The organism is Brevundimonas sp. (genome assembly GCF_029946145.1).
GTDB lineage: Bacteria > Pseudomonadota > Alphaproteobacteria > Caulobacterales > Caulobacteraceae > Brevundimonas.
On the sequence record NZ_JAQSDY010000022.1, the window covers coordinates 66,161 to 85,146 of the forward strand.

An 18,986-nucleotide genomic window follows, 5' to 3' on the forward strand; every position below is an offset into this window, starting at 1 on the left:
TTCGCTTTTTCAAGCCGGGTCCGATCCCCGACAGGCGACAAGGACAAAGCATGAGCAACCGCAAACCCAGGAAGCCCGCCGCCAAGGCCGGCACCGTCAGCCAGCGTCAGCTGCGCGCCTCCGAAATGATCCGCCACGCCCTGGTCGAGGTCATGCGCGAGAACGAGATTCGCGACGACGCCCTGACCGGTGTTTCGGTCACGGTCACCGAGGTGCGGTTGTCGCCGGACCTGAAGCACGCCACCTGTTTCGTCGAGCCGCTGGGCGCCGGCGTCGAGACGGCGCCGGTCGCCGGTCACATCGATGAGATCGTCAAGGCGCTGAACGTCCACGCCAAATTCCTGCGCGGGGCGCTGGGGCGGCATATCGACATGCGGTTCACCCCCGATCTGCGCTTCCGCCACGACGAGAGCTTCGCCGCCGCCGAGCGCCTGAACCGGCTGCTGGACGACCCCCGGGTGCGGGCCGACGTCTATGTGTCGCCGTTCGCGGATGACGACGTGGAAGAGGACGGCGAGGCCTGATGGGCCGCCGCAAGAAGGGCGAGATCGTCAACGGCTGGGTCTGCCTGGACAAACCCTACGGCATGGGATCCACCGACGCGGTCTCGAAGGTCCGCCGCCTGTTCGACGCCCGGAAGGCCGGCCACGCCGGCACGCTCGATCCGCTGGCCAGCGGCATCCTGCCGATCGCCCTGGGCGAGGCGACCAAGACCGTGCCCTTCATGATGGAGGCGCAGAAGGTCTATCGCTTCACCATCAACTGGGGCGTCACGACCGACAGCCTCGACCGCGAGGGCGAGATCACCGCCCGGTCGGACGTGCGCCCCGACGTCGAGGCGGTGCGCGCGGCGTTGGAGGCCTTCGTCGGCGAGATTGATCAGGTTCCGCCGCAGTTCTCGGCCATCAAGGTGGATGGCCAGCGGGCCTATGACCTGGCCCGAGAGGGCGCCGAATTCGAACTGGCCAGCCGGCGGGTGACGATCCACGAGGCCGCGGTGACCGACGCGCCGGACGCCGACCATGTCGAGATCACCATGCGGACGGGCAAGGGGGTCTATGTCCGCTCGCTGGCGCGCGATCTGGCGATCATGCTGGGCGCCGAGGGGCATGTTTCGGCCCTGCGCCGCGAACGGGTCGGGCCGTTCTCGACGGAAAACGCCGTCACGCTGGATTTCCTGACCGATCTGGTGCATAGGGACGCCGCCTCGGAAGGCTTGCTTCCCGTTGCGACCGCCCTGGACGACATCCCGGAGCTGGCCGTAACGGACCAGGACGCCTTCTCGCTTCGTCAGGGACGACCGATCGTTCTGCTCCCCCGACAGGTCGAAACGCTCAAAGGCCGCCTTCGGGACGGCTCCAGAACCGTTTCAGCCTTCCAGGGACAGACCCTCGTCGCTCTCGGTCAGTTGCGGGCCGGCCGGCTGGAACCCGACCGCGTATTTAACCTCCAATAGGAGCATACCGATGTCGATTACTGCTGAACGCAAGAACGAAGTCATCGCCGATAACGCCCGCACCGCTGGCGACACCGGCTCGGCCGAGGTCCAGGTCGCGATCCTCTCGGAACGCATCGCCAACCTCACCGAACACTTCAAGACCCACAAGAAGGACAACCACTCGCGCCGCGGCCTGCTCAAGATGGTCTCGCAGCGTCGTCGCCTTCTTGACCATCTGTCGAAGGTCGATCGCGAGCGCTACACGGCGCTGATCGGCAAGCTGAACCTGCGCCGCTAAGGCGAAGGGGACGAGCGGAAGAGTTTTTCGAGGCGCGGGCCATGTCCGCGCCTCGTTCCGCATCCAGAACCACCCGCGCGCCTCGGGATTTCAGGCGCATGACGCGAGGGCTGGATACCGGTCCTCACCACTCCCGGGCGGTTCGCGATGGCGCGGACGCCCATGGACCGAAGGACTGAACGCCCGACGCTCCACCCACTGATGGGACCCCGCGCGGAATCCGCCCGCGGGATACGAAAGACGAAACATGTTCGATATCAAACGCAAGACGATCGACTGGGCCGGCCGCCCGCTGACGCTGGAAACGGGCCGCATCGCCCGTCAGGCCGACGGCGCCGTTCTGGCCACCTATGGCGAGACCGTCGTCCTCGCCACCGTCGTCTACGGTCGCGCGCCCAAGCCGGGCCTGGATTTCTTCCCGCTGACCGTCAACTACCAGGAAAAGACCTTCGCCGCCGGCAAGATCCCGGGCGGCTATTTCAAGCGTGAAGGCCGTCCGACCGAGAAGGAGACCCTGGTCTCCCGCCTGATCGACCGCCCGATCCGCCCGCTGTTCGTCAAGGGCTTCAAGAACGAGACCCAGGTCGTCGTCACCGTGCTGCAGCACGACCTCGAGAACGACCCCGACATCGTCGGCCTGGTCGCCGCCTCGGCCGCCCTGACCATTTCGGGCGTGCCCTTCATGGGCCCGATCGGCGCCGCGCGCGTCGGCTATATCGACGGCGAATACGTCCTCAACCCCACGCTTGACCAGCTCCCGGACAGCCAGCTCGACCTCGTCGTCGCCGGCACCCAGGACGCCCTGATGATGGTCGAATCCGAAGCCAAGGAGCTGTCGGAAGAGGTCATGCTGAACGCCCTGATGTTCGCGCATCGTGGCATGCAGCCGGTGATCGACGCCATCATCGAAATGGCCGAGCACGCCGCCAAGGAGCCCTTCGACTTCCAGGCCGACGACGTCTCGGACATCGTCACCTCGATCCAGACCATGGTCGGCGACGACATCAAGGCCGCCTACACCCACGCCGGCAAATACGAGCGCCGCAACGGCGTCGACGTGGCCAAGAAGGCCGCCGCCGCCAAGCTGGTGAAGACCGACGAGAACCCGGACGGCGTCGATTCCGCCCGGTTCGGCGTCGCCTTCAAGGAATGCGAAGCCCACGTCCTGCGTCGCGACATCATCGACAACGGCCACCGCGTCGACGGCCGCGCCCTCGACAAGGTCCGCGACATCGTCTCGGAAGTCGGCGTCTTCCCGCGCACCCACGGTTCGGCCCTGTTCACCCGTGGTGAGACCCAGGCCATCGTGGTCGCCACCCTGGGCACCGGCGAGGACGAGCAGTACGTCGACTCCCTGGCCGGCACTTACAAAGAGAAGTTCCTGCTGCACTACAACTTCCCTCCCTATTCGGTCGGCGAGACCGGTCGGATGGGCGGCGCGGGCCGTCGGGAAATCGGTCACGGCAAGCTGGCCTGGCGGGCGATCCGTCCGATGCTGCCGTCGTCGGAAGACTTCCCCTATACGATCCGCATCGTTTCGGAGATCACCGAGTCCAACGGCTCGTCCTCGATGGCTTCGGTGTGCGGCGCGTCGCTGGCGCTGATGGACGCGGGCGTGCCGCTGGTTCGCCCGGTCTCGGGCATCGCCATGGGCCTGATCCTCGAGCCGTCGGGCGAGTTCGCCATCCTGTCCGACATCCTGGGTGACGAAGACCACCTCGGCGACATGGACTTCAAGGTGGCCGGCACGCGCGAGGGCATCACCTCGCTGCAGATGGACATCAAGGTCGCGGGCATCACCGAGGAGATCATGCGCAAGGCGATCGCCCAGGCTTCGGCCGGCCGTCTGCACATCCTCGACGAGATGGACAAGGCCATCGACGGCGCCCGCACCGAGCTGGGCGAGTACGCGCCCAAGATCGAGTCGATCAAGGTTCCGACCGACAAGATCCGCGACATCATCGGCACCGGCGGCAAGATCATTCGCGAGATCGTCGAAAAGACCGGCGCCAAGATCAACATCGAGGACGACGGCACGGTGAAGATCGCCGCCTCGGATCAGGAGAAGATCGACGCGGCCAAGGCCTGGATCACCTCGATCGTGTCCGAGCCCGAGCCCGGCATGATCTACACCGGCAAGGTCGTGAAGGTCGTCGACTTCGGCGCCTTCGTGAACTTCTTCGGGGCCAAGGACGGCCTGGTCCACGTGTCCCAGATCGCCCTGGAACGCGTCGCCAACCCGGCCGACGTCCTGACCGAAGGCCAGGAGGTCAAGGTCAAGTTCCTGGGCATGGACGATCGCGGCAAGACCAAGCTGTCGATGAAGGTCGTCGATCAGGAAACCGGCGAGGACATCACCGACAAGATCAACGCCGAACGCGCCGAACGCGGCGAGCCGGCCCTGTCGGACGACACCGGCGGCCGTCCCAAGCGTGAAGGCGGCGGCGGTGACCGCGATCGCGGCCGCAGCCGTCGCTAAGCGGCGGCGACTTCGGTGAAATGGATGAGGCCCCGGTGGTGACGCCGGGGCCTTTTTTCATGGGCGGGCGGAAAAAACACGGTGCGAAGCGTGCACTGGGTGCGCTGCGTGCGGGGCGGAAAAACACCGTCTACACCGTCTACAGCGTCTCATCGGGCGGTCGCGGAAAACACCGTCCCGAAGCGTCCGGATCGTTCGCCCGGGCGGGGGTTCGGTGGCGGGATGCGATTGTCAAAGATCGGCGGCGAAGGTCAGGCCGGCAGTGTCGCACGGGCCGTTCCTGCGGCTGGGAAATGACGCTGTTCCTGCGAGGGAAGGCCGCGCGATCAAGGGGTTGGCGGCGCGAAGTCGTCTGTCTGGCGGCGGATTGCTCGCATGAAAACACCGTGCATCCCCGCGAAGGCGGGGACCCAGGCTTTGGCCACGCCAAACACCGTGCATCCCCGCGAAGGCGGGGACCCAGGCTTTGGCCACGCCGCCGGTGTTGGACTGAGCGCCGGTTACCCCAGCCAGCCCTGCCGTCGCTCAAACCCGGGTCCCCGCCTTCGCGGGGATGCACGGATGAAGACCGTCCGCGCTTCACCGGGACACAGGGATGGTTGGATCAGCGGGCCACCCGATCCAGCAGATCATGCCAGCCGGGGTTCATTTCCTCGATCATCCGCAGCTTCCACAGCCGGTTCCATTTCTTGATCTGGCGTTCGCGTTTGAAGGCCGCCGCGCGGGTCTCATGCCATTCGTACCAGACCAGCCGGGCCACGCCGTGCCGGGCGGCGAAGCTGTCGGGCCGGACCTTGTCGCGGTGCTGAAAGACCCGCGCGATCAGGTCATCGGTCGAGCCGGTGTACAGCGTCCCGTTCCTCTGGCTGGCGACGATGTAGGTGTAGAAGGCCAAGGGAGTTGACGCGCGCTATGAGTGTTATGTCACACGCGGATAAGATATCCGCGCCTCGCGCCCGGTCAACCAGCCCCATCAATCCGTGCATCCCCGCGAAGGCGGGGACCCAGGCTTTAGCCTTACCGCCAGTGCTGGATCGGGCGCCGGTTCGTTCAGACACCGTCGCCGCCGCTCAAACCTGGGTCCCCGCCTTCGCGGGGATGCACGGAGCCGGGGGGCGTGCGCGGAGTCCCATGAGGCGGCGGCGCGGCTGTTCGAGGGCCATCCGCATTGCACGATCTTTCCGTGCGACGCGGTGGAGGTGATGCCGCTTTTGGGGGGGTGAGGGAGCGTGAGCGTCTTCAAAACCGTTCCTTGCATCACGCTCCCGCGTTGTTGCCGGCCTCTGGCGGGAACTGTTCCCCTTCACGAACCTGCGTCACCCAATGGAATCTGGCATCCGCCTCACTATCCGGCGGCCGTTGAGCGACAAACGTGACGAATGGGCCGAAATTTCGAACGTTACGATCGCAGCATATCGCTAAGACGAGCTCGTATGCCGCGATCAGTTGGCCGAGCCTAACCTCAAGATATTGACTGACGTCGGTTCGATCGACGGCCCAAGCGGGGTGCATGATCTCAATCGTTGGGGCTAGCACCTTATCGTTTGGGGAGAGCTCATGATCCAAACACCGAACCCACTTCATCTTGTCCGGATGAACCGCAGCATTTCGGTGCTGAATGGCGCTCTCGAGATCGTCCGCAATCTCGCCAAAGGTCGCCAGAAACGGATCGTCGGCGGGAAGATGCCGATGAAGGGCTCCTTCCAGCGCGGCTCGCCACGGTAGGTTAGGCCTAGCTCGCGGGTAGAAAAGCTCACCAATGGCGATGATGTTGAGAGCAGCCTGTCGGGCGTGTGAGAGCGCCTGTTCGGTGCGACCCCGGAGGTTTTGCGTCCGAGGAATGAACGCTCTATTCCAACGGCCAGCGGCTAGTCCCTCGTTGACCTCTTTCTGTTTGCTGTGAAGCCAACGGATTTCATCATTAATAGCGGCCAACTCCTGCGCGGTTTCTAGAGCTAGCGCCTGACTTCTGGCGATGTCGAAGCCTTCAGGGAGATGCGGCGCACCATTCTTCAGCAACTCATCAGTGATCGAAACCGTGCCTCGGACGAGGTCGTCGTCCGCCCCGTATGCTAGCTCCTCCTGCTGAACCACTTGAGGAATCGCGCTGTTCAGCCTTTCGGGGTCAATTTCATCGGCAAGTTTGGCGGCAAAGATTGAGCTGGGCGTCATGAAAAACAGGCGATCCGCAAAGACGAACATGCGGATGATCGGTTTGCCGTCGGGTACGGAAGCTTGAGCTCCTCCTTCCCTCTGAAGATCAATTGGTCGCTTCATTCAAACCTGCTGGCGCTTCGTTCAAAAACTAATGCACCCGTGCCTTCCCGATCTCCAGTCCGCTTTCGTCATCCTCCGGCGAGCGCAGCGAGACCGGGGGACCCAGCGGCGCGCGTGAGCGCGAACCTGACGGGAGCGCGGCTGGACAGGTCGCCTTCGGCGCCGCTGGGTCCCCCGGTCTGCGCCGCGAAGGCGCGGCTTGCCGGAGGATGACGAAAGGGATGGGGCGGGCCCTAATGCACCCGCGCCTTCCCGATGCTCAGCCCGCCATCCCCCGCTGACACGGCGATCACGCTCCCGTCCTCGATCTCCCCCGCCAGCAGCTTCTTCGCGATCGGGTCGACCAGATCCTTCTGGATGACCCGCTTCAGCGGCCGCGCGCCATAGACCGGGTCGTAGCCCTTGTCGGCCAGCCAGGCATAGGCGCTGTCGTCGAGCGTGATCGTCAGGCGGCGGTCGGCGAGCAGTTTCTCGAACCGGGCCATCTGTATGCGGACGATCCCCGCCATCTGGTCGCGCCCCAGGCGGCGGAAGAGGATGATCTCGTCGATGCGGTTGAGGAACTCGGGGCGGAAATGGCCGCGGACCTGTTCCATGACATAGGGCCGCACGGCCTCGACGTCGTCGCCCTCGCCCTGATTGGCCAGGGCCTCGGAGCCGAGGTTGGAGGTCATGATGATCAGGGTGTTCTTGAAGTCGATGACCCTTCCTTGCCCGTCGGTCAGGCGGCCGTCGTCCAGCACCTGGAGCAGGACGTTGAAGACGTCGGGGTGGGCCTTTTCGACCTCGTCGAACAGGACGACCTGATAGGGGCGCCTACGGACAGCTTCGGTCAGGGCGCCGCCCTCGTCATAGCCGACATAGCCGGGAGGGGCGCCGATCAGGCGGGAGACGCTGTGCTTCTCCATATATTCCGACATGTCCATGCGGGTGATGGCGGCCTCGTCGTCAAACAGGAAGGCGGCCAGGGCCTTGGTCAGCTCGGTCTTGCCGACGCCCGTGGGGCCGAGGAAGAGGAAGCTGCCCAGCGGGCGGTTGGGGTCGTTGAGGCCGGCGCGGGCGCGGCGGACGGCGTCGGCGACGGCGGTCAGGGCCTCGTCCTGGCCGACCACGCGGGCGCGCAAGGCGTCCTCCATGGCCAGCAGTTTCTCGCGCTCGCCCTCCAGCATCTTGTCGACGGGGACGCCGGTCCAGCGGGAGACGACCTGGGCGATCTGTTCGGCGTCGACGACCTCGGGGGTCAGGGGGCCCTGTTTGTCGGCCTCATTGGCCTCGGCCTCGGCCAGCTGTTTCTCGATCTGCGGGATCTGGCCATAGGCGATCTCGGAGGCGCGGCCGAGGTCGCCGGCGCGCTGGGCGGCGGCCAGTTCGGCGCGCAGGCGGTCGAGGGTTTCGCGCAGCTGGGCCCCCTGGCCGACCTTTTCCTTCTCCGACTTCCAGCGCGTGGTCAGGTCCTCGGATTCGGCGTCGAGGTCGGCGATCTCGTCTTCCAGTTTTTCGAGTCGGGCGACCGAGGCCTTGTCGGTCTCCTTCTTCAGGGCCTCGCGCTCGATCTTGAGCTGGACCAGGCGGCGGTCGATCTCGTCGAGGGACTCGGGCTTGGAGTCGACGGCCATGCGCACGCGGCTGCCGGCCTCGTCGATCAGGTCGATGGCCTTGTCGGGCAGGAAGCGGTCGGTGATGTAGCGGTGGCTGAGGGTGGCGGCGGCGACGATGGCGCTGTCCGAGATGCGCACCCCGTGGTGGACCTCATACTTCTCCTTGATGCCGCGCAGGATGGAGACGGTGTCCTCGACGCTGGGCTCCTCGATGAAGACGGGCTGGAAGCGGCGGGCGAGGGCGGCGTCCTTCTCGACGTGCTTGCGGTACTCATCCAGCGTGGTGGCGCCGACGCAGTGCAGCTCGCCGCGGGCGAGGGCGGGCTTGAGCAGGTTGGAGGCGTCCATGGCCCCGTCGCCCTTGCCGGCGCCGACCAGGGTGTGCATCTCGTCGATGAACAGGATGATGCCGCCCTCGGCCGCGGTGACCTCGGCCAGCACGGCCTTGAGCCGCTCCTCGAACTCGCCGCGGTATTTGGCGCCGGCGATCAGGGAGCCCATGTCGAGGGCCATGACCACCTTGTCGCGCAGGGATTCCGGCACGTCGCCGTTGACGATGCGCAGGGCCAGGCCCTCGACGATGGCGGTCTTGCCGACGCCGGGCTCGCCGATCAGGACGGGGTTGTTCTTGGTGCGGCGGGCGAGGACCTGGATGGTGCGGCGGATCTCCTCGTCGCGGCCGATGACCGGGTCGATCTTGCCGTCGCGGGCGGCCAGGGTCAGGTCGCGGGCGTAGCGCTTCAGGGCGTCATAAGCGTCCTCGGCCCCGGCGCTGTCGGCGGTCTTGCCCTTGCGGACGTCGGCGATGGCGGCGTCGAGCTTGTCGGGAGTCGCGCCGACCGATTTGAGGACTTCCGCCGCGACGCCGCCCTCGCGGGCGATGGCGCTGAGCAGGCGTTCGGTGGTGACGAAGGCGTCGCCGGCCTTTTTCGAGGCCTCCTCGGCGGAGGAGAAGACGCGGGCGGTGTCGCCGTCGAGATAGATCTGGCCCGAGCCGCCGGTGACCTGGGCGCGTTTCTTGAGGGCGGTTTCGGTCGCGGCCTCGGCCTTGGCGGGGTCGCCGCCGGCGGCGGTGATCAGATTGCGGGCGAGGCCGTCGCGCTCTTCCAGCAGCACCTTGAGCAGGTGTTCGGGGGCGAACTGCTGGTGGCGGCGGGCCAAGGCCAGCGACTGGGCGGACTGGACGGCCTGTTTGGCGCGGTCGGAGTAGAGGTCGAGGTTCACGGCAGTCCCCTGTCAGGCGGATTGGAGCCACAGGCGCCCTTTCCGGAAGCGGCGCCTTGATATGCCGCAAACTTGGGTGTGGCGGACGGGGCACACAAGGGGTGACGGGCCGCGCCGGCCCGGCCTAGGGTGGCGGCTCGAGGAGACGTTCGTGATCCCCCATTCCGCCTGGCCGGTCGATCCCGGCGTCATCTTTCCCTTCCTGCTGGCCGTGGCGCTGATCGAGCTGACGCCGGGGCCGAACATGGGCTGGCTGGCGCTGGTTTCACTGGCGCGCGGGCGGCTGGCCGGGTTCGCGGCGGTGGCGGGGGTGACGCTGGGGCTGGCGGCGTGGATGCTGGCGGCGGCGTTCGGCCTGACCCAGGTGCTGCTGATCTGGCCGCCGCTGTATCAGCTGATCCGCTGGGCCGGGGTGGTGTTCCTGCTGTGGCTGGCGTGGGAGGCGTGGCGCGGCGACGGGGATCCGGCCGCCGGCGACGGGGCCGATCACCGGACCGTGCGCGGCCTGTTCCTGCGCGGCCTGACGGGCAATCTGCTGAACCCCAAGGCGGCGGTCTTCTATGTCGCCCTGCTGCCGACCTTCATGCGGCCGGACCACGGATCGCCGCTGGTGCAGGCGCTGACCCTGGGCGGGCTGCATCTGGTCGTGGCGGTGGCGATTCATTCGGCGATCGTGCTGGGCGGGGCGGGCGCCAGCGGCCTGGTGCTGACGCGGGTGCAGGGGCCGGGGCTGCGCGCCGCGATAGCCGGCGGTATCGCCATCGTGGCCCTGTGGATGGCATGGGAGACGCGGGGCTGAGGCGGTTGTGGACAGGGTCCGCGCGGGCGGGCTAGCGTCCGCGCCGAACCTGTCCGGAGCCCCTTGATGTCCATCCGCCTGACCCGCCGCGCGGCGCTGATTTCGTCCGTGGCCGGAGTGGCCGCCCTGCCGACGGTCGGATGGGCGCAGGCGGCGGCCAATGACAGCGCCTCGCTGGCGGAACAGGTCGACGCCTTCGTGAAGCGGGCCATGGCGGCCTTCCCGGACCAGCCGGCGGTTTCGGTGGCGCTGGTGAAGGGCGGCGAGGCTTTGCTGACGCGCGGCTATGGCGTGCGGGCCATCGGCGGGGCGGCGGTGGACGAGCACACCCTGTTCGCCATCGCCTCCAACACCAAGGCGGTGACCTGCGCGGCGCTGGCGATCCTGATCGACGAGGGCAAGGTGAAGTGGGACGAGCCGGTGCGGACGTACCTGCCCGGTTTCAGCCTGTCGAAGCCCGAGCTGAACGACATGGTGACGGTGCGCGATCTGGTCAGTCACCGGATCGGGTTCGGGCTGGGCGCCGGGGACCTGCTGTTCTGGCCCAACAGCGACCGGACGCGGGCCGAGATCATGGCCGCCATTCCGCATGTGCCGATCGAGGACAGTTTCCGGACGAGCTATCACTACTGCAACCTGATGTTCGTGGCGGCGGGCGAGGTGGTGGCGGCGGCCTCTGGCGTGGCGTGGGAGGATTTCGTCCAGACGCGGATCCTCGACCGGCTGGGGATGAGCGAAACCCTGCCGCTGATGACCGGCGCGGATCCGGCGAAGTCGGCCCTGCCGCACGGGCGGATCGGGCCGCCGCTGCGGTACCAGGGCGAGATGCAGACCATTGGCCGGTCGATCCAGGAGGTCTGGAACTGGTCGTCGGCCGGGGCGGCGGGCGGCTTCGTCACCACGCCGGTCGACTGGGCGAAATGGATCGCGGTGCAGCTGGCGCGCGGCGCCCTGCCCGACGGGACGCGACTGTATTCGGAAGCCCGCGCCGACGAGATGTGGCGGCCCAATATCATCATCTCCAACTCGGCGGGACCGACCGAAACCCTGCCCGGGCGGGCCATCGCCTCGACCTATGCGACCGGCTGGCAGGTGCAGGATTACCGCGGCGAGCGGATGGTCACCCACGGCGGCGGGGCGCCGGGCTTCGTCTCGGGCACGGTGCTGATCCCGGGGCGGGACGCGGGGTTCTCGTATTTCACCAATGCCGAGGAGGGCTTCCTGACGCGGGCGTTGCGCAGCGGCATCACCGACATCCTCATGGGCAAGACGGACTTCGACTGGATCGCCGACGGGGTGCGGCTGAAGGCCGAGGGCGATGCGAGGTCGATCGCGGCCGCGGCGGAGATCGACGCCAAACAGGCGGCGGGCGCGGCGCCGTCCCTGCCGCTGGCGGCCTATGCCGGAACGTGGCGCGATCCCTGGTATGGCGACATCACCATCGAGGCGCGGGACGTGGTTCTGTGGCTGAAATTCAGCCGGACGCCGGCGCTGCAGGGGCCGCTGGAGCCGTACGACGGCGATACCCTGAGGACGCGGTTCACGGACCGGCGCGAGGAGGATGTGTTGATCACCTTCAGGGTCGAGAACGGGGTTCCGGTCTCGGCGACGATGAAGGCGGTCAGTCCGGATGCGGACTTCTCGTACGACTATCAAGACCTGCGACTCACCAGGGTCTGATCCCGGAGGTCGCCGGAACCATCGGCGCGTGGGGTTCGTTTCGCCCCCGCGTGTCCGGCGGGGGCCCGGGAGAGGCGTGAATGGCGAAGGCAACGGCGGGAGAACCGGTCCACGACGACGATCGCTACCGGCTGCTGGTCAATGCGATCACCGACTACGCCATCTACATGCTGGACCCCGAGGGCCGGGTGGTCAGCTGGAACGCCGGCGCCGAGCGGTTCAAGGGCTATACGTCGTCCGAGATCACCGGCGAGCATTTCTCGCGCTTCTACACCCCCGAGGATCAGGCTGCCGGCGTGCCCGCCGAAGCGCTGAGGCAGGCCGCGACCGAGGGGCGTTTCGAGCAGGAGGGGTGGCGGATCCGCAAGGACGGCACCCGGTTCTGGGCCCATGTCGTCATCGATCCGATCCGGACCCCCGAGGGCGAACTGATCGGTTACGCCAAGATCACGCGCGACCTGACGGAACGGAAGCTGGCCGCGGAGGCCCTGCGCAGGAGCGAGGAGGAGTTCCGCCTGCTGGTCCAGGGCGTGATCGACTACGCCATCTACATGCTCGACCCCGACGGGCGGATCACGACCTGGAACCTGGGGGCCCAGCGGATCAAGGGCTACCGGCCGGAGGAGGTCGTCGGCGGCCATTTCTCGACCTTCTACACCGAGGAGGAACGCGCCGCGGGAGCGCCGGCCCTGGCCCTGGCCGTGGCTGAGGAGGAGGGGCGTTTCGAAACCGAGGCGTGGCGCGTTCGCAAGGACGGCTCTCGCTTCCGGGCCCATGTGGTGATCGATGCGATCCGCGACGAGCAGGGCGTCCTGCTGGGGTTCGCCAAGGTCACGCGGGACGTGACGGAGCGGATGGAGTCGCAGCGCGCGCTGGAGAGCGCCAGAGAGGCCCTGTTCCAGTCCCAGAAGATCGAGGCGATCGGCCAGCTGACAGGCGGTATCGCGCACGACTTCAACAACCTGCTGATGGCGGTGCTGGGCAGCCTGGAACTGGTGCGCAAGCGGCTGGACTATGATCCGCGGATCACGCCGCTGCTGGAGAATGCGATCCAGGGTGCGGAGAGGGGCGCGGTCCTGACCCAGCGGATGCTGTCGTTCGCCCGCAAACAGGAACTGACCTTCGTGGCGGTGGACATTCCGTCGCTGGTGCGGGGGATGTCGGAGTTCATCGAGCGGACCATCGGGCCGAGCATCGACGTTTCTGTGCGCTTTCCGCCCGGCGTGCGCAGGGTTCACACCGATCCCTACCAGCTGGAGGCGGCGCTTCTGAACCTGGTCGTCAATGCCCGGGACGCGATGCCGCACGGGGGCAATATCACGATCACGGCCGAACCAGACGCGAGCCCGGACGGCGCCGCCTTCGTGCGGATCAGCGTCCGGGACACCGGCGAGGGGATGGACGAAGAGACGCTGAAACGGGCGACCGAACCCTTCTTCACCACCAAGGGCGCGGGCAAGGGCACGGGACTGGGCCTGTCGATGGTGCACGGACTGGCGGAACAGTCGGGCGGCCGTTTCGGCCTGGTCAGTCCCGAGGGACAGGGCGTCACCGCCCACATCTGGCTGCCCGTCGCCGTCGCGGGTCAGGATCAGGAGGCTCCGGACAACCGGCCGGTCGGCGCGCCCGAATGCCGCGGCCTGCGAATTCTGGCGGTGGACGACGACCGGCTGGTGCTGACCAACACCGTCGCCATGCTGGAGGACATGGGCCATTCGGTGATCGCCGCGGCGTCGGGAAAGGAAGGTCTGGACGAGGTGCGACGGCATCCGGACATCGACCTGGTCATCACCGACGAGGTCATGCCCCGGATGAGCGGCTCCCAGATGGCCGTGGAGATGCTGAAGACGAGACCGGACCTGCCCATCGGCGTGGTCACCGGGTACGCCGACATGGCGAACCGGGACAGCCGGCTGAGCCTGGGCCTGCCGCGACTGGCCAAGCCGTTCACCCTGGCCGCCCTGGCGGCCTTCGTGGATCAGCTGATGCTGGCGGAGGCCGCGCCCGCCTGACGCGGCCCGCGGGCGGCCTCAGCGCGTCAGTTCGAGAATCTCGAGCTTGGACTCGACCTTCGGCCACGGAATGACGAGACGCCAGCGACTGGAGCCGATGCGTTCGAAGACGCCGACCTGATCGCGGACCGGCTGCTGGCCGTAGCGGGGGAAGGTCGTCTCATCCATGCCCCAGGCCTGGGCGCCGACGAAGACCATGCGACGATCCGTGTCCGGATAAAGCAGGCCCCGCGTGCGCTGGGAACCAGTGGTCCTGGTCAGGATCAGGTCGCCGCCCGGTGTCAGTTCGATGGTGCAGCGGAACCACGGATACTCGAGATAGCCCGGGCCGCCGGGTTTGTGGGTCCCCAGTTTGATCGTCCGGCATCGATAGGTACCGGGCGCCGGTTGCAGGCGGCCGGCCTGACCCGCGGCGGGATCGACCAGCGGCCCCAGCGCCTCGACCCGGGCGGCGAACCCCCCGTCCTCGGCCTCGGCCCGGCCGAGGCGCCAGGCCTGGTCGAGCCGGCCGAGGTTCGAGGCGTCGGCGGCGGAGGCCGCCTTGCGCCAGTTGGCGGTCCCACCCTGTTCGCCTCCGGCCGGCGGAGCGGGAGCCTGCCCCGGAATGGCAGGCGTTTCGGGGGCCGGCGGCGTCCTGGCGTCGACCGCGGACGTTGCGGCGGAGTCGCCGACGGGCGCGCCGGCGTCTCCGCAGGCGGAGAGCAGGGCGAGCGAGGCGACGGCGACGAGGGTTCGCATGGGTATTCCCTGGCGGCTGAGCCGTTCAAACGGCTGCGGCGAACAGGAGTTCAGCCGCCGTCGCGTGATCGGGGGTCCAGCAGCACGCCGGCGACCGTGGCGGCCAGCAGGCGCGGGGCCAGAGGCAGGCGCGCGACCTTGCCCAGCACATGGTCGCGGACCCAGGGCAGGAGGCGGCCGTCAGCCTGGTAGAAGGGGGTGAAGCCGAGACTGAGCGCCTGATACAGCCGGACATGCCAGCGGCGGGCGCGAGCATAGGCGTTCAGCGCCGTCGGCAGGTCGGGGTGGCGGGACAGGGCGTCGGCCAGGGCCTGGGCGTCCAGCAGGCCCATGTTCACGCCCTGGCCCAGCTGGGGGCTGGTCGAATGGGCGGCGTCGCCCAGGACGGCCAGCCGCTCGCCCACGGGCCGGGCGAGAGTCTGGTGGCCGTAGGAGGCCAGGGTCATCTGTTCGCGGTCGGTGATGGCGTCCAGAACCGGCGTCAGCTCGGGCCAGAGGCGCAGGCAGTGATCCTTCCACGTCTCCAGCCCGAGGGCGTGCCAGTCGGGCCAGACCTCGGTCTTCAGGCTCCAGAAAAAGGTCGCCAGCGGCGCGGCCGGGGCGCCGGGAAGGGCGCCGCAGGGCAGGACGCCGAGCATGCGGCTGGCGCCCAGATAGACCTGTTCGAGCGCCGTCGGATCGAAGGGCGCGCCGGGCCAGGGGACGGTGGTCCAGAGCGCGCCCCAGGCGAGGTCGCGCCGCTCCGCCCCCATGCCGGCGGAGATGGCCGAGCGGGCGCCCGAGGCGTCGATGACGAGATTGAACGGGGCGCTGCGGCGGCCGGCGCTGTCGATCAGACGGCCCGCGTCGGCGGCGACGATCTCGCGGTCCGTCTCGAAGTCGACCCCGGCCTCGACGCAGGCGTCGTGCAGGATGGAGAACATGGCGGCGCGATGGATGCCGATGGCCTGTCGCGGCTGCTTCAGGTCGCTGTAGCGAACGTCCAGAACCACGCGGCCCTGACGAGCCTCGCGGCCGAAGATGTGGTCGATGCGCTGGCCGCAGGCCTCGATCCGGGGCGTCAGGTCCAGACGGTCCATCACGTGCAGACCCGTGGGCTGGAGCATGAAGCCGGCGCCCACGGGACGGGGCGTCGCGAACCGCTCGTGGACCATGACGCGCCGTCCCTGCCGGGCCAGCATCAGGGCGACGGCGAGGCCGGTGGGGCCGGCCCCGACGACGGCGATGTCGGCGGGGCGCGGCCGGCGGGGCGGCGGGGGGATGTCGAGCGATTGCTCTTTGGGGGGGCGCGGTCGTCGGCCCTTCGGGACCTCCCGATCCGACGCAGCTTCTTTCTCTGGCTGCGGTCGTCGGCCCTTCGGGACCTCCCGATCCGACGCAGCCCTGGCCCGCGATTTGCGGGGTTTCGGGACGGGCTTGTCCGTCACGCGGGGACGAGTTCGATCACGTCGAGATTGGACTCGGCCTGGGGCCAGGGCAGGACCAGGCGCCAGCGGCGGTCGCCGATTCGCTCCAGCACGGCGATCAGGTCGCGATCCGGGCGCTGGCCGTAGGAGTTGGCGGCGGGCTCGTCGGCCAGGGCCAGGGAGCCGAGCAGGATCATCTGGCGGTCATTCTCGGGGAACAGCAGGCCGGCGGGCCGCTGGCTGCCGGTCAGTTTGGAGAATTTCAGGCCGCGCGGCGTCTGTTCGATGCGGCAGGCGAACCAGCCGTAGACCACATAGCCGAGGCCCTGTTCGCCGCCCTGCGAGCCCAGTTTGACGGTGCGGCAGCGATAGTCGCCCGGCGGTGGGGCGACGGGCGCGCGGCGGATCCCGGGGTCGATCAGGTCGCCCAGGGCGCGCAGGTCGCCCGAGCCGGTCTGGCGGCGGGCCTGCTGCAGGGCCAGCGACCAGGCGGCGTCGCGGCGGGCGTAGCGGTCGCGGTCGGCCGAGGTGACGATGCCGCGCCAGTCGCGCAGGGCGGCCCCCGAACCGCCCGGCGGGGGCGGGGGCGGGGGGGCGCTGGCGCAGGCGGCGAGGGTCAGCGTCGCGATGGCGATCAGGGCCGTGGATCGCGACAGGCGGGACATGGACGCTCCGGTTCGGGTCGGACGCTCTTTGGGCCAGTCCGCGGCGGCGGCGTCAAGCGCGCCGGCGTCGCGGTTGGAACATCAGTCCCCGGCGGGGGCCTCGACCTTGCGGCGCGGGGCGCGGCGCTTGGGCGCGGGAGCCTCTTCGGCCGCCGCGGCCTCGGCCGGGGCGGGAGCCGAGGGGGCCGGAGCGGTCGGGCGGGTCAGGAAGCCCGGCAGGGCCGAAGGGCCGTCCTCGGTGGCCACGCCGGCGTCGCGTCGCGGCCGGCGTTCGGCGCGTTCGGCGCGGGCGGGGCGTTCAGCGCGTTCAGGACGATCCGCCTGTTCGACGGTTTCAGCGCGGACCTCGGAGTTCTCGTCAGACGCCGGCGGAGCATCGCCCTCGGGGCGTTCGCCGCCTTCGCGGTCGAAGCGGGCGCCGCGTTCCAGCTGACGGCGTTCCCAGCGTTCGCGGCGGGTTTCGCGGCGGCTGCCGTCGGCGTTGGTGGTCGCCTCGCCTTCGGGGCGCGGTTCGCGGGGTTCGCGTTCGGGACGGGGCTCGCGCTCGGCGCGGGGCTGGTCGTCGCGGTCGCGCCATTCGCGGCGCGGCTGCTCACCCTGACGGTCACTGGAGCCGCCGTTCTGGCGCTCTTCGTTCTCGCGCTGGCGGGCCTCGATCTGGGCGATGCGGTCGGCCTCGACCTTTTCGGCGGCCATGATGGCGGCGGCCTGGGCGCCGGTCTCGTCCTCGAAATCGATGTCGAAGCCCTGGCCGGCCAGTTCGCGCTGGGCGATCTCGGAGACCGGACGCGAGGGCTGCAGGGCGCGCAGGACGCGGAAATAGTGTTCGGCGTGCTGGGTGTAGTTCTCGGCCAGAACGCGGTCGCCGGCGGCCGAGGCGTCACGCGCCAGCTGCATGTAGCGCTCATAGACGGTCTGGGCGTTGCCGCGGACCTTGATGTTTTCCGGGCCCTGGGAATCCCAGGACCGGTTCGGATTGGTGGCGTTGGCGTTGTTGTTGCCGCCGCCGCTGCTCCCGGGCTTTCTGTTGCGTCCGCGCTGACGCTTCATGCCCTTGAAATCTCTCATCGGACGCTACCGTGCTTTGTATGAGGGACAGTCCGGGGCGAAGGCCGCCGGCGCCGTCCGTCTGGTCGTTCCGCTTCGTTCCGGGGCCAATCCCCGCTGACGATGTGATCGGAAATCCGTTGTCGCCCCCGGACCATTCAAGAATGGTCCGCTCGACACTGGGGCGGAAATCTGAGTTCAGATGCAAGCGCATCTGAACCGATTTCCTCCCGGTCCGCCGGGCGACCTGGCCCGACCGTCACTGCCCTGATGCGCGCATGGATGGGCCAGAGGAGGACCAAGGCGTGCGTTTTGGGTGGGAGACAGTCAGAGACTTAGCGCGGGCGGGGCCGGTTTCCAAGGGGAAGTTTCGACCGCCTACATCTTCGGAATGGGATTGGTGCGCGGGTCGGGCCCGTTGGTCACAACCCGGTCGCGGTCGGACAGGTCCTTGACGACAATGACGTGCTCGAAACCGGCGGCCTCGAACAGGGCCCTGACCTGCGGGCCCTGGTCCCAGCCGATCTCGACGGCGAAGATCCCCTCGGGCCTGAGGATACGGCGGATTTCGGGGGCCAGTTCGCGATAGGCGGTCAGGCCGTCGGGGCCCCCGTCCAGAGCCAGAAGGGGGTCGTGATCGCGGACCTCCGGGTCGAGGCCGGGGATGTCGCCCGAGGGAATGTAGGGCGGGTTGGACACCACCAGATCGAAGCTGTGGTCCCCGAAGCCGGCGGCCCATTCGGTGCGCAGGAAGGTCGCGCGGTTGTCGAGCTCGAGGTTGGTGGCGTTCTCCTTCGCCACGGCCAGGGCCTCGAAGGAGATGTCGGTGCCGACGCCGCGCGCGCCGGCCCGTTCGGCCAGGGTGGCCAGCAGGATGGCCCCCGAGCCGGTGCCCAGGTCGATCATCTCGAAGGCCCGGTTTGGCGGGAAGGCCAGCATGACGACGTCGAGGATGGCCTCGGTGTCGGGGCGGGGGCTGAGGACGTCGGGGGTGACGTTCAGCATGATCTTCCAGAAGCCCTTCCTGCCGAGGATGCGCGAGACGGGTTCGCGGCGCAGGCGGCGTTCGACGAAGGCGTCGAGGGCGGTCTGCTGGTCCGGCGTCACCACCCGGTAGGGGTCGGTGAGGATGTCGGTGCGGGTCGCGCCCGTGGCGACTTCCAGCAGCAGGCGGGCGTCGATCGAGGGGCTGTCGATGCGGCCGGCCTTCAGCGTCGCGGTGGCGGCTTTCCAGGCGGCGACGAGGGTGGGGGCGGGGGCGGTTTCGGTCATGCGCTGGCATTGGCGCGGCTTTGCGGGGATATCAAGCGGGACGGCGCGGGAAC

The 18,986-nt window shown here is 68.5% G+C and carries 15 protein-coding genes; 7 read left to right on the plus strand and 8 right to left on the minus strand.

The features are described 5' to 3' along the window. Nucleotides 1-50: 50 nt before the first annotated feature. The 4 genes from rbfA to pnp all read left to right on the plus strand — a co-directional run bounded on the left by rbfA (nt 51) and on the right by pnp (nt 4,215). Nucleotides 51-524 (plus strand): 30S ribosome-binding factor RbfA, encoded by a 474-nt coding sequence (rbfA, locus tag PSV23_RS09760; RefSeq protein WP_300468347.1) that lies wholly within the window; start codon nt 51-53, stop codon nt 522-524. Beyond that, a complete protein-coding gene (gene truB, locus PSV23_RS09765; protein WP_300468348.1) occupies nt 524-1,456 on the plus strand; it encodes a tRNA pseudouridine(55) synthase TruB in 933 nt (310 codons plus the stop codon). Before rbfA ends, truB begins: the two co-directional genes overlap by 1 nt. 10 nt (nt 1,457-1,466) lie before the next feature. Continuing rightward, the gene (rpsO, locus tag PSV23_RS09770) at nt 1,467-1,736 is read left to right on the plus strand and encodes a 30S ribosomal protein S15 (RefSeq protein ID WP_055831653.1); all 270 of its coding nucleotides are present in this window, start codon (nt 1,467-1,469) and stop codon (nt 1,734-1,736) included. Between the two features lie 247 nt (nt 1,737-1,983). Then, nucleotides 1,984-4,215, plus strand: coding sequence for a polyribonucleotide nucleotidyltransferase (gene pnp, locus PSV23_RS09775; protein ID WP_300468351.1), 2,232 nt, complete (start codon nt 1,984-1,986; stop codon nt 4,213-4,215). Nucleotides 4,216-4,819: 604 nt separating this feature from the next. On the opposite strand, the gene PSV23_RS09780 is transcribed toward pnp, so the two are convergent. From PSV23_RS09780 to clpB, 3 genes are all read right to left on the minus strand, one after another. Continuing rightward, nucleotides 4,820-5,110, minus strand: a complete 291-nt coding sequence (locus PSV23_RS09780; protein WP_300468353.1) for a GIY-YIG nuclease family protein — start codon at nt 5,108-5,110, stop codon at nt 4,820-4,822. Nucleotides 5,111-5,472: 362 nt separating this feature from the next. Next, nucleotides 5,473-6,492 carry a hypothetical protein gene (locus PSV23_RS09785; protein WP_300468355.1) on the minus strand — a complete coding sequence of 340 codons (1,020 nt, stop codon included), beginning with the start codon at nt 6,490-6,492 and terminating at the stop codon, nt 5,473-5,475. A gap of 233 nt (nt 6,493-6,725) precedes the next feature. Then, a complete protein-coding gene (gene clpB, locus PSV23_RS09790) occupies nt 6,726-9,314 on the minus strand; it encodes an ATP-dependent chaperone ClpB (protein WP_300468357.1) in 2,589 nt (862 codons plus the stop codon). A gap of 151 nt (nt 9,315-9,465) precedes the next feature. Here clpB and PSV23_RS09795 point away from each other — a divergent pair, with 151 nt between their 5' ends. From PSV23_RS09795 to PSV23_RS09805, 3 genes are all read left to right on the plus strand, one after another. Next, nucleotides 9,466-10,113, plus strand: a complete 648-nt coding sequence (locus tag PSV23_RS09795) for a LysE family translocator (RefSeq protein WP_300468359.1) — start codon at nt 9,466-9,468, stop codon at nt 10,111-10,113. Nucleotides 10,114-10,179: 66 nt separating this feature from the next. After that, a complete protein-coding gene (locus PSV23_RS09800; protein ID WP_300468361.1) occupies nt 10,180-11,793 on the plus strand; it encodes a serine hydrolase in 1,614 nt (537 codons plus the stop codon). 80 nt (nt 11,794-11,873) lie between these two features. Next, nucleotides 11,874-13,805 carry a PAS domain S-box protein gene (locus PSV23_RS09805; protein WP_300468363.1) on the plus strand — a complete coding sequence of 644 codons (1,932 nt, stop codon included), beginning with the start codon at nt 11,874-11,876 and terminating at the stop codon, nt 13,803-13,805. Between the two features lie 18 nt (nt 13,806-13,823). On the opposite strand, the gene PSV23_RS09810 is transcribed toward PSV23_RS09805, so the two are convergent. From PSV23_RS09810 to prmC, 5 genes are all read right to left on the minus strand, one after another. Further along, nucleotides 13,824-14,543, minus strand: a complete 720-nt coding sequence (locus PSV23_RS09810; protein ID WP_300468365.1) for a DUF4893 domain-containing protein — start codon at nt 14,541-14,543, stop codon at nt 13,824-13,826. Between the two features lie 50 nt (nt 14,544-14,593). Beyond that, entirely contained in the window at nt 14,594-15,970 is a 1,377-nt protein-coding gene (locus PSV23_RS09815; protein WP_300468367.1) for an NAD(P)/FAD-dependent oxidoreductase, read from the minus strand. Further along, nucleotides 15,967-16,614, minus strand: coding sequence for a DUF4893 domain-containing protein (locus PSV23_RS09820; RefSeq protein WP_300468369.1), 648 nt, complete (start codon nt 16,612-16,614; stop codon nt 15,967-15,969). Before PSV23_RS09820 ends, PSV23_RS09815 begins: the two co-directional genes overlap by 4 nt. A gap of 81 nt (nt 16,615-16,695) precedes the next feature. Then, entirely contained in the window at nt 16,696-17,682 is a 987-nt protein-coding gene (locus PSV23_RS09825; protein WP_300468371.1) for a DUF4167 domain-containing protein, read from the minus strand. A 357-nt stretch (nt 17,683-18,039) separates the two neighbouring features. Then, nucleotides 18,040-18,933: a peptide chain release factor N(5)-glutamine methyltransferase gene (gene prmC, locus PSV23_RS09830; protein WP_300468373.1), complete on the minus strand. Its 894-nt coding sequence runs from the start codon at nt 18,931-18,933 to the stop codon at nt 18,040-18,042. Between the last annotated feature and the right edge of the window lie 53 nt (nt 18,934-18,986).

Excerpts from the sequence above, each read along its gene's own strand:
- pnp (WP_300468351.1), top strand. The coding sequence starts at position 1,984 with ATGTTCGATATCAAACGCAAGACGATCGACTGGGCCGGCCGCCCGCTG.
- prmC (WP_300468373.1), bottom strand. The coding sequence starts at position 18,933 with ATGACCGAAACCGCCCCCGCCCCCACCCTCGTCGCCGCCTGGAAAGCC.
- PSV23_RS09810 (WP_300468365.1), bottom strand. The coding sequence starts at position 14,543 with ATGCGAACCCTCGTCGCCGTCGCCTCGCTCGCCCTGCTCTCCGCCTGC.
- rbfA (WP_300468347.1), top strand. The coding sequence starts at position 51 with ATGAGCAACCGCAAACCCAGGAAGCCCGCCGCCAAGGCCGGCACCGTC.
- rpsO (WP_055831653.1), top strand. The coding sequence starts at position 1,467 with ATGTCGATTACTGCTGAACGCAAGAACGAAGTCATCGCCGATAACGCC.
- PSV23_RS09800 (WP_300468361.1), top strand. The coding sequence starts at position 10,180 with ATGTCCATCCGCCTGACCCGCCGCGCGGCGCTGATTTCGTCCGTGGCC.
- PSV23_RS09785 (WP_300468355.1), bottom strand. The coding sequence starts at position 6,492 with ATGAAGCGACCAATTGATCTTCAGAGGGAAGGAGGAGCTCAAGCTTCC.
- PSV23_RS09825 (WP_300468371.1), bottom strand. The coding sequence starts at position 17,682 with ATGAGAGATTTCAAGGGCATGAAGCGTCAGCGCGGACGCAACAGAAAG.
- PSV23_RS09805 (WP_300468363.1), top strand. The coding sequence starts at position 11,874 with ATGGCGAAGGCAACGGCGGGAGAACCGGTCCACGACGACGATCGCTAC.
- PSV23_RS09820 (WP_300468369.1), bottom strand. The coding sequence starts at position 16,614 with ATGTCCCGCCTGTCGCGATCCACGGCCCTGATCGCCATCGCGACGCTG.
- truB (WP_300468348.1), top strand. The coding sequence starts at position 524 with ATGGGCCGCCGCAAGAAGGGCGAGATCGTCAACGGCTGGGTCTGCCTG.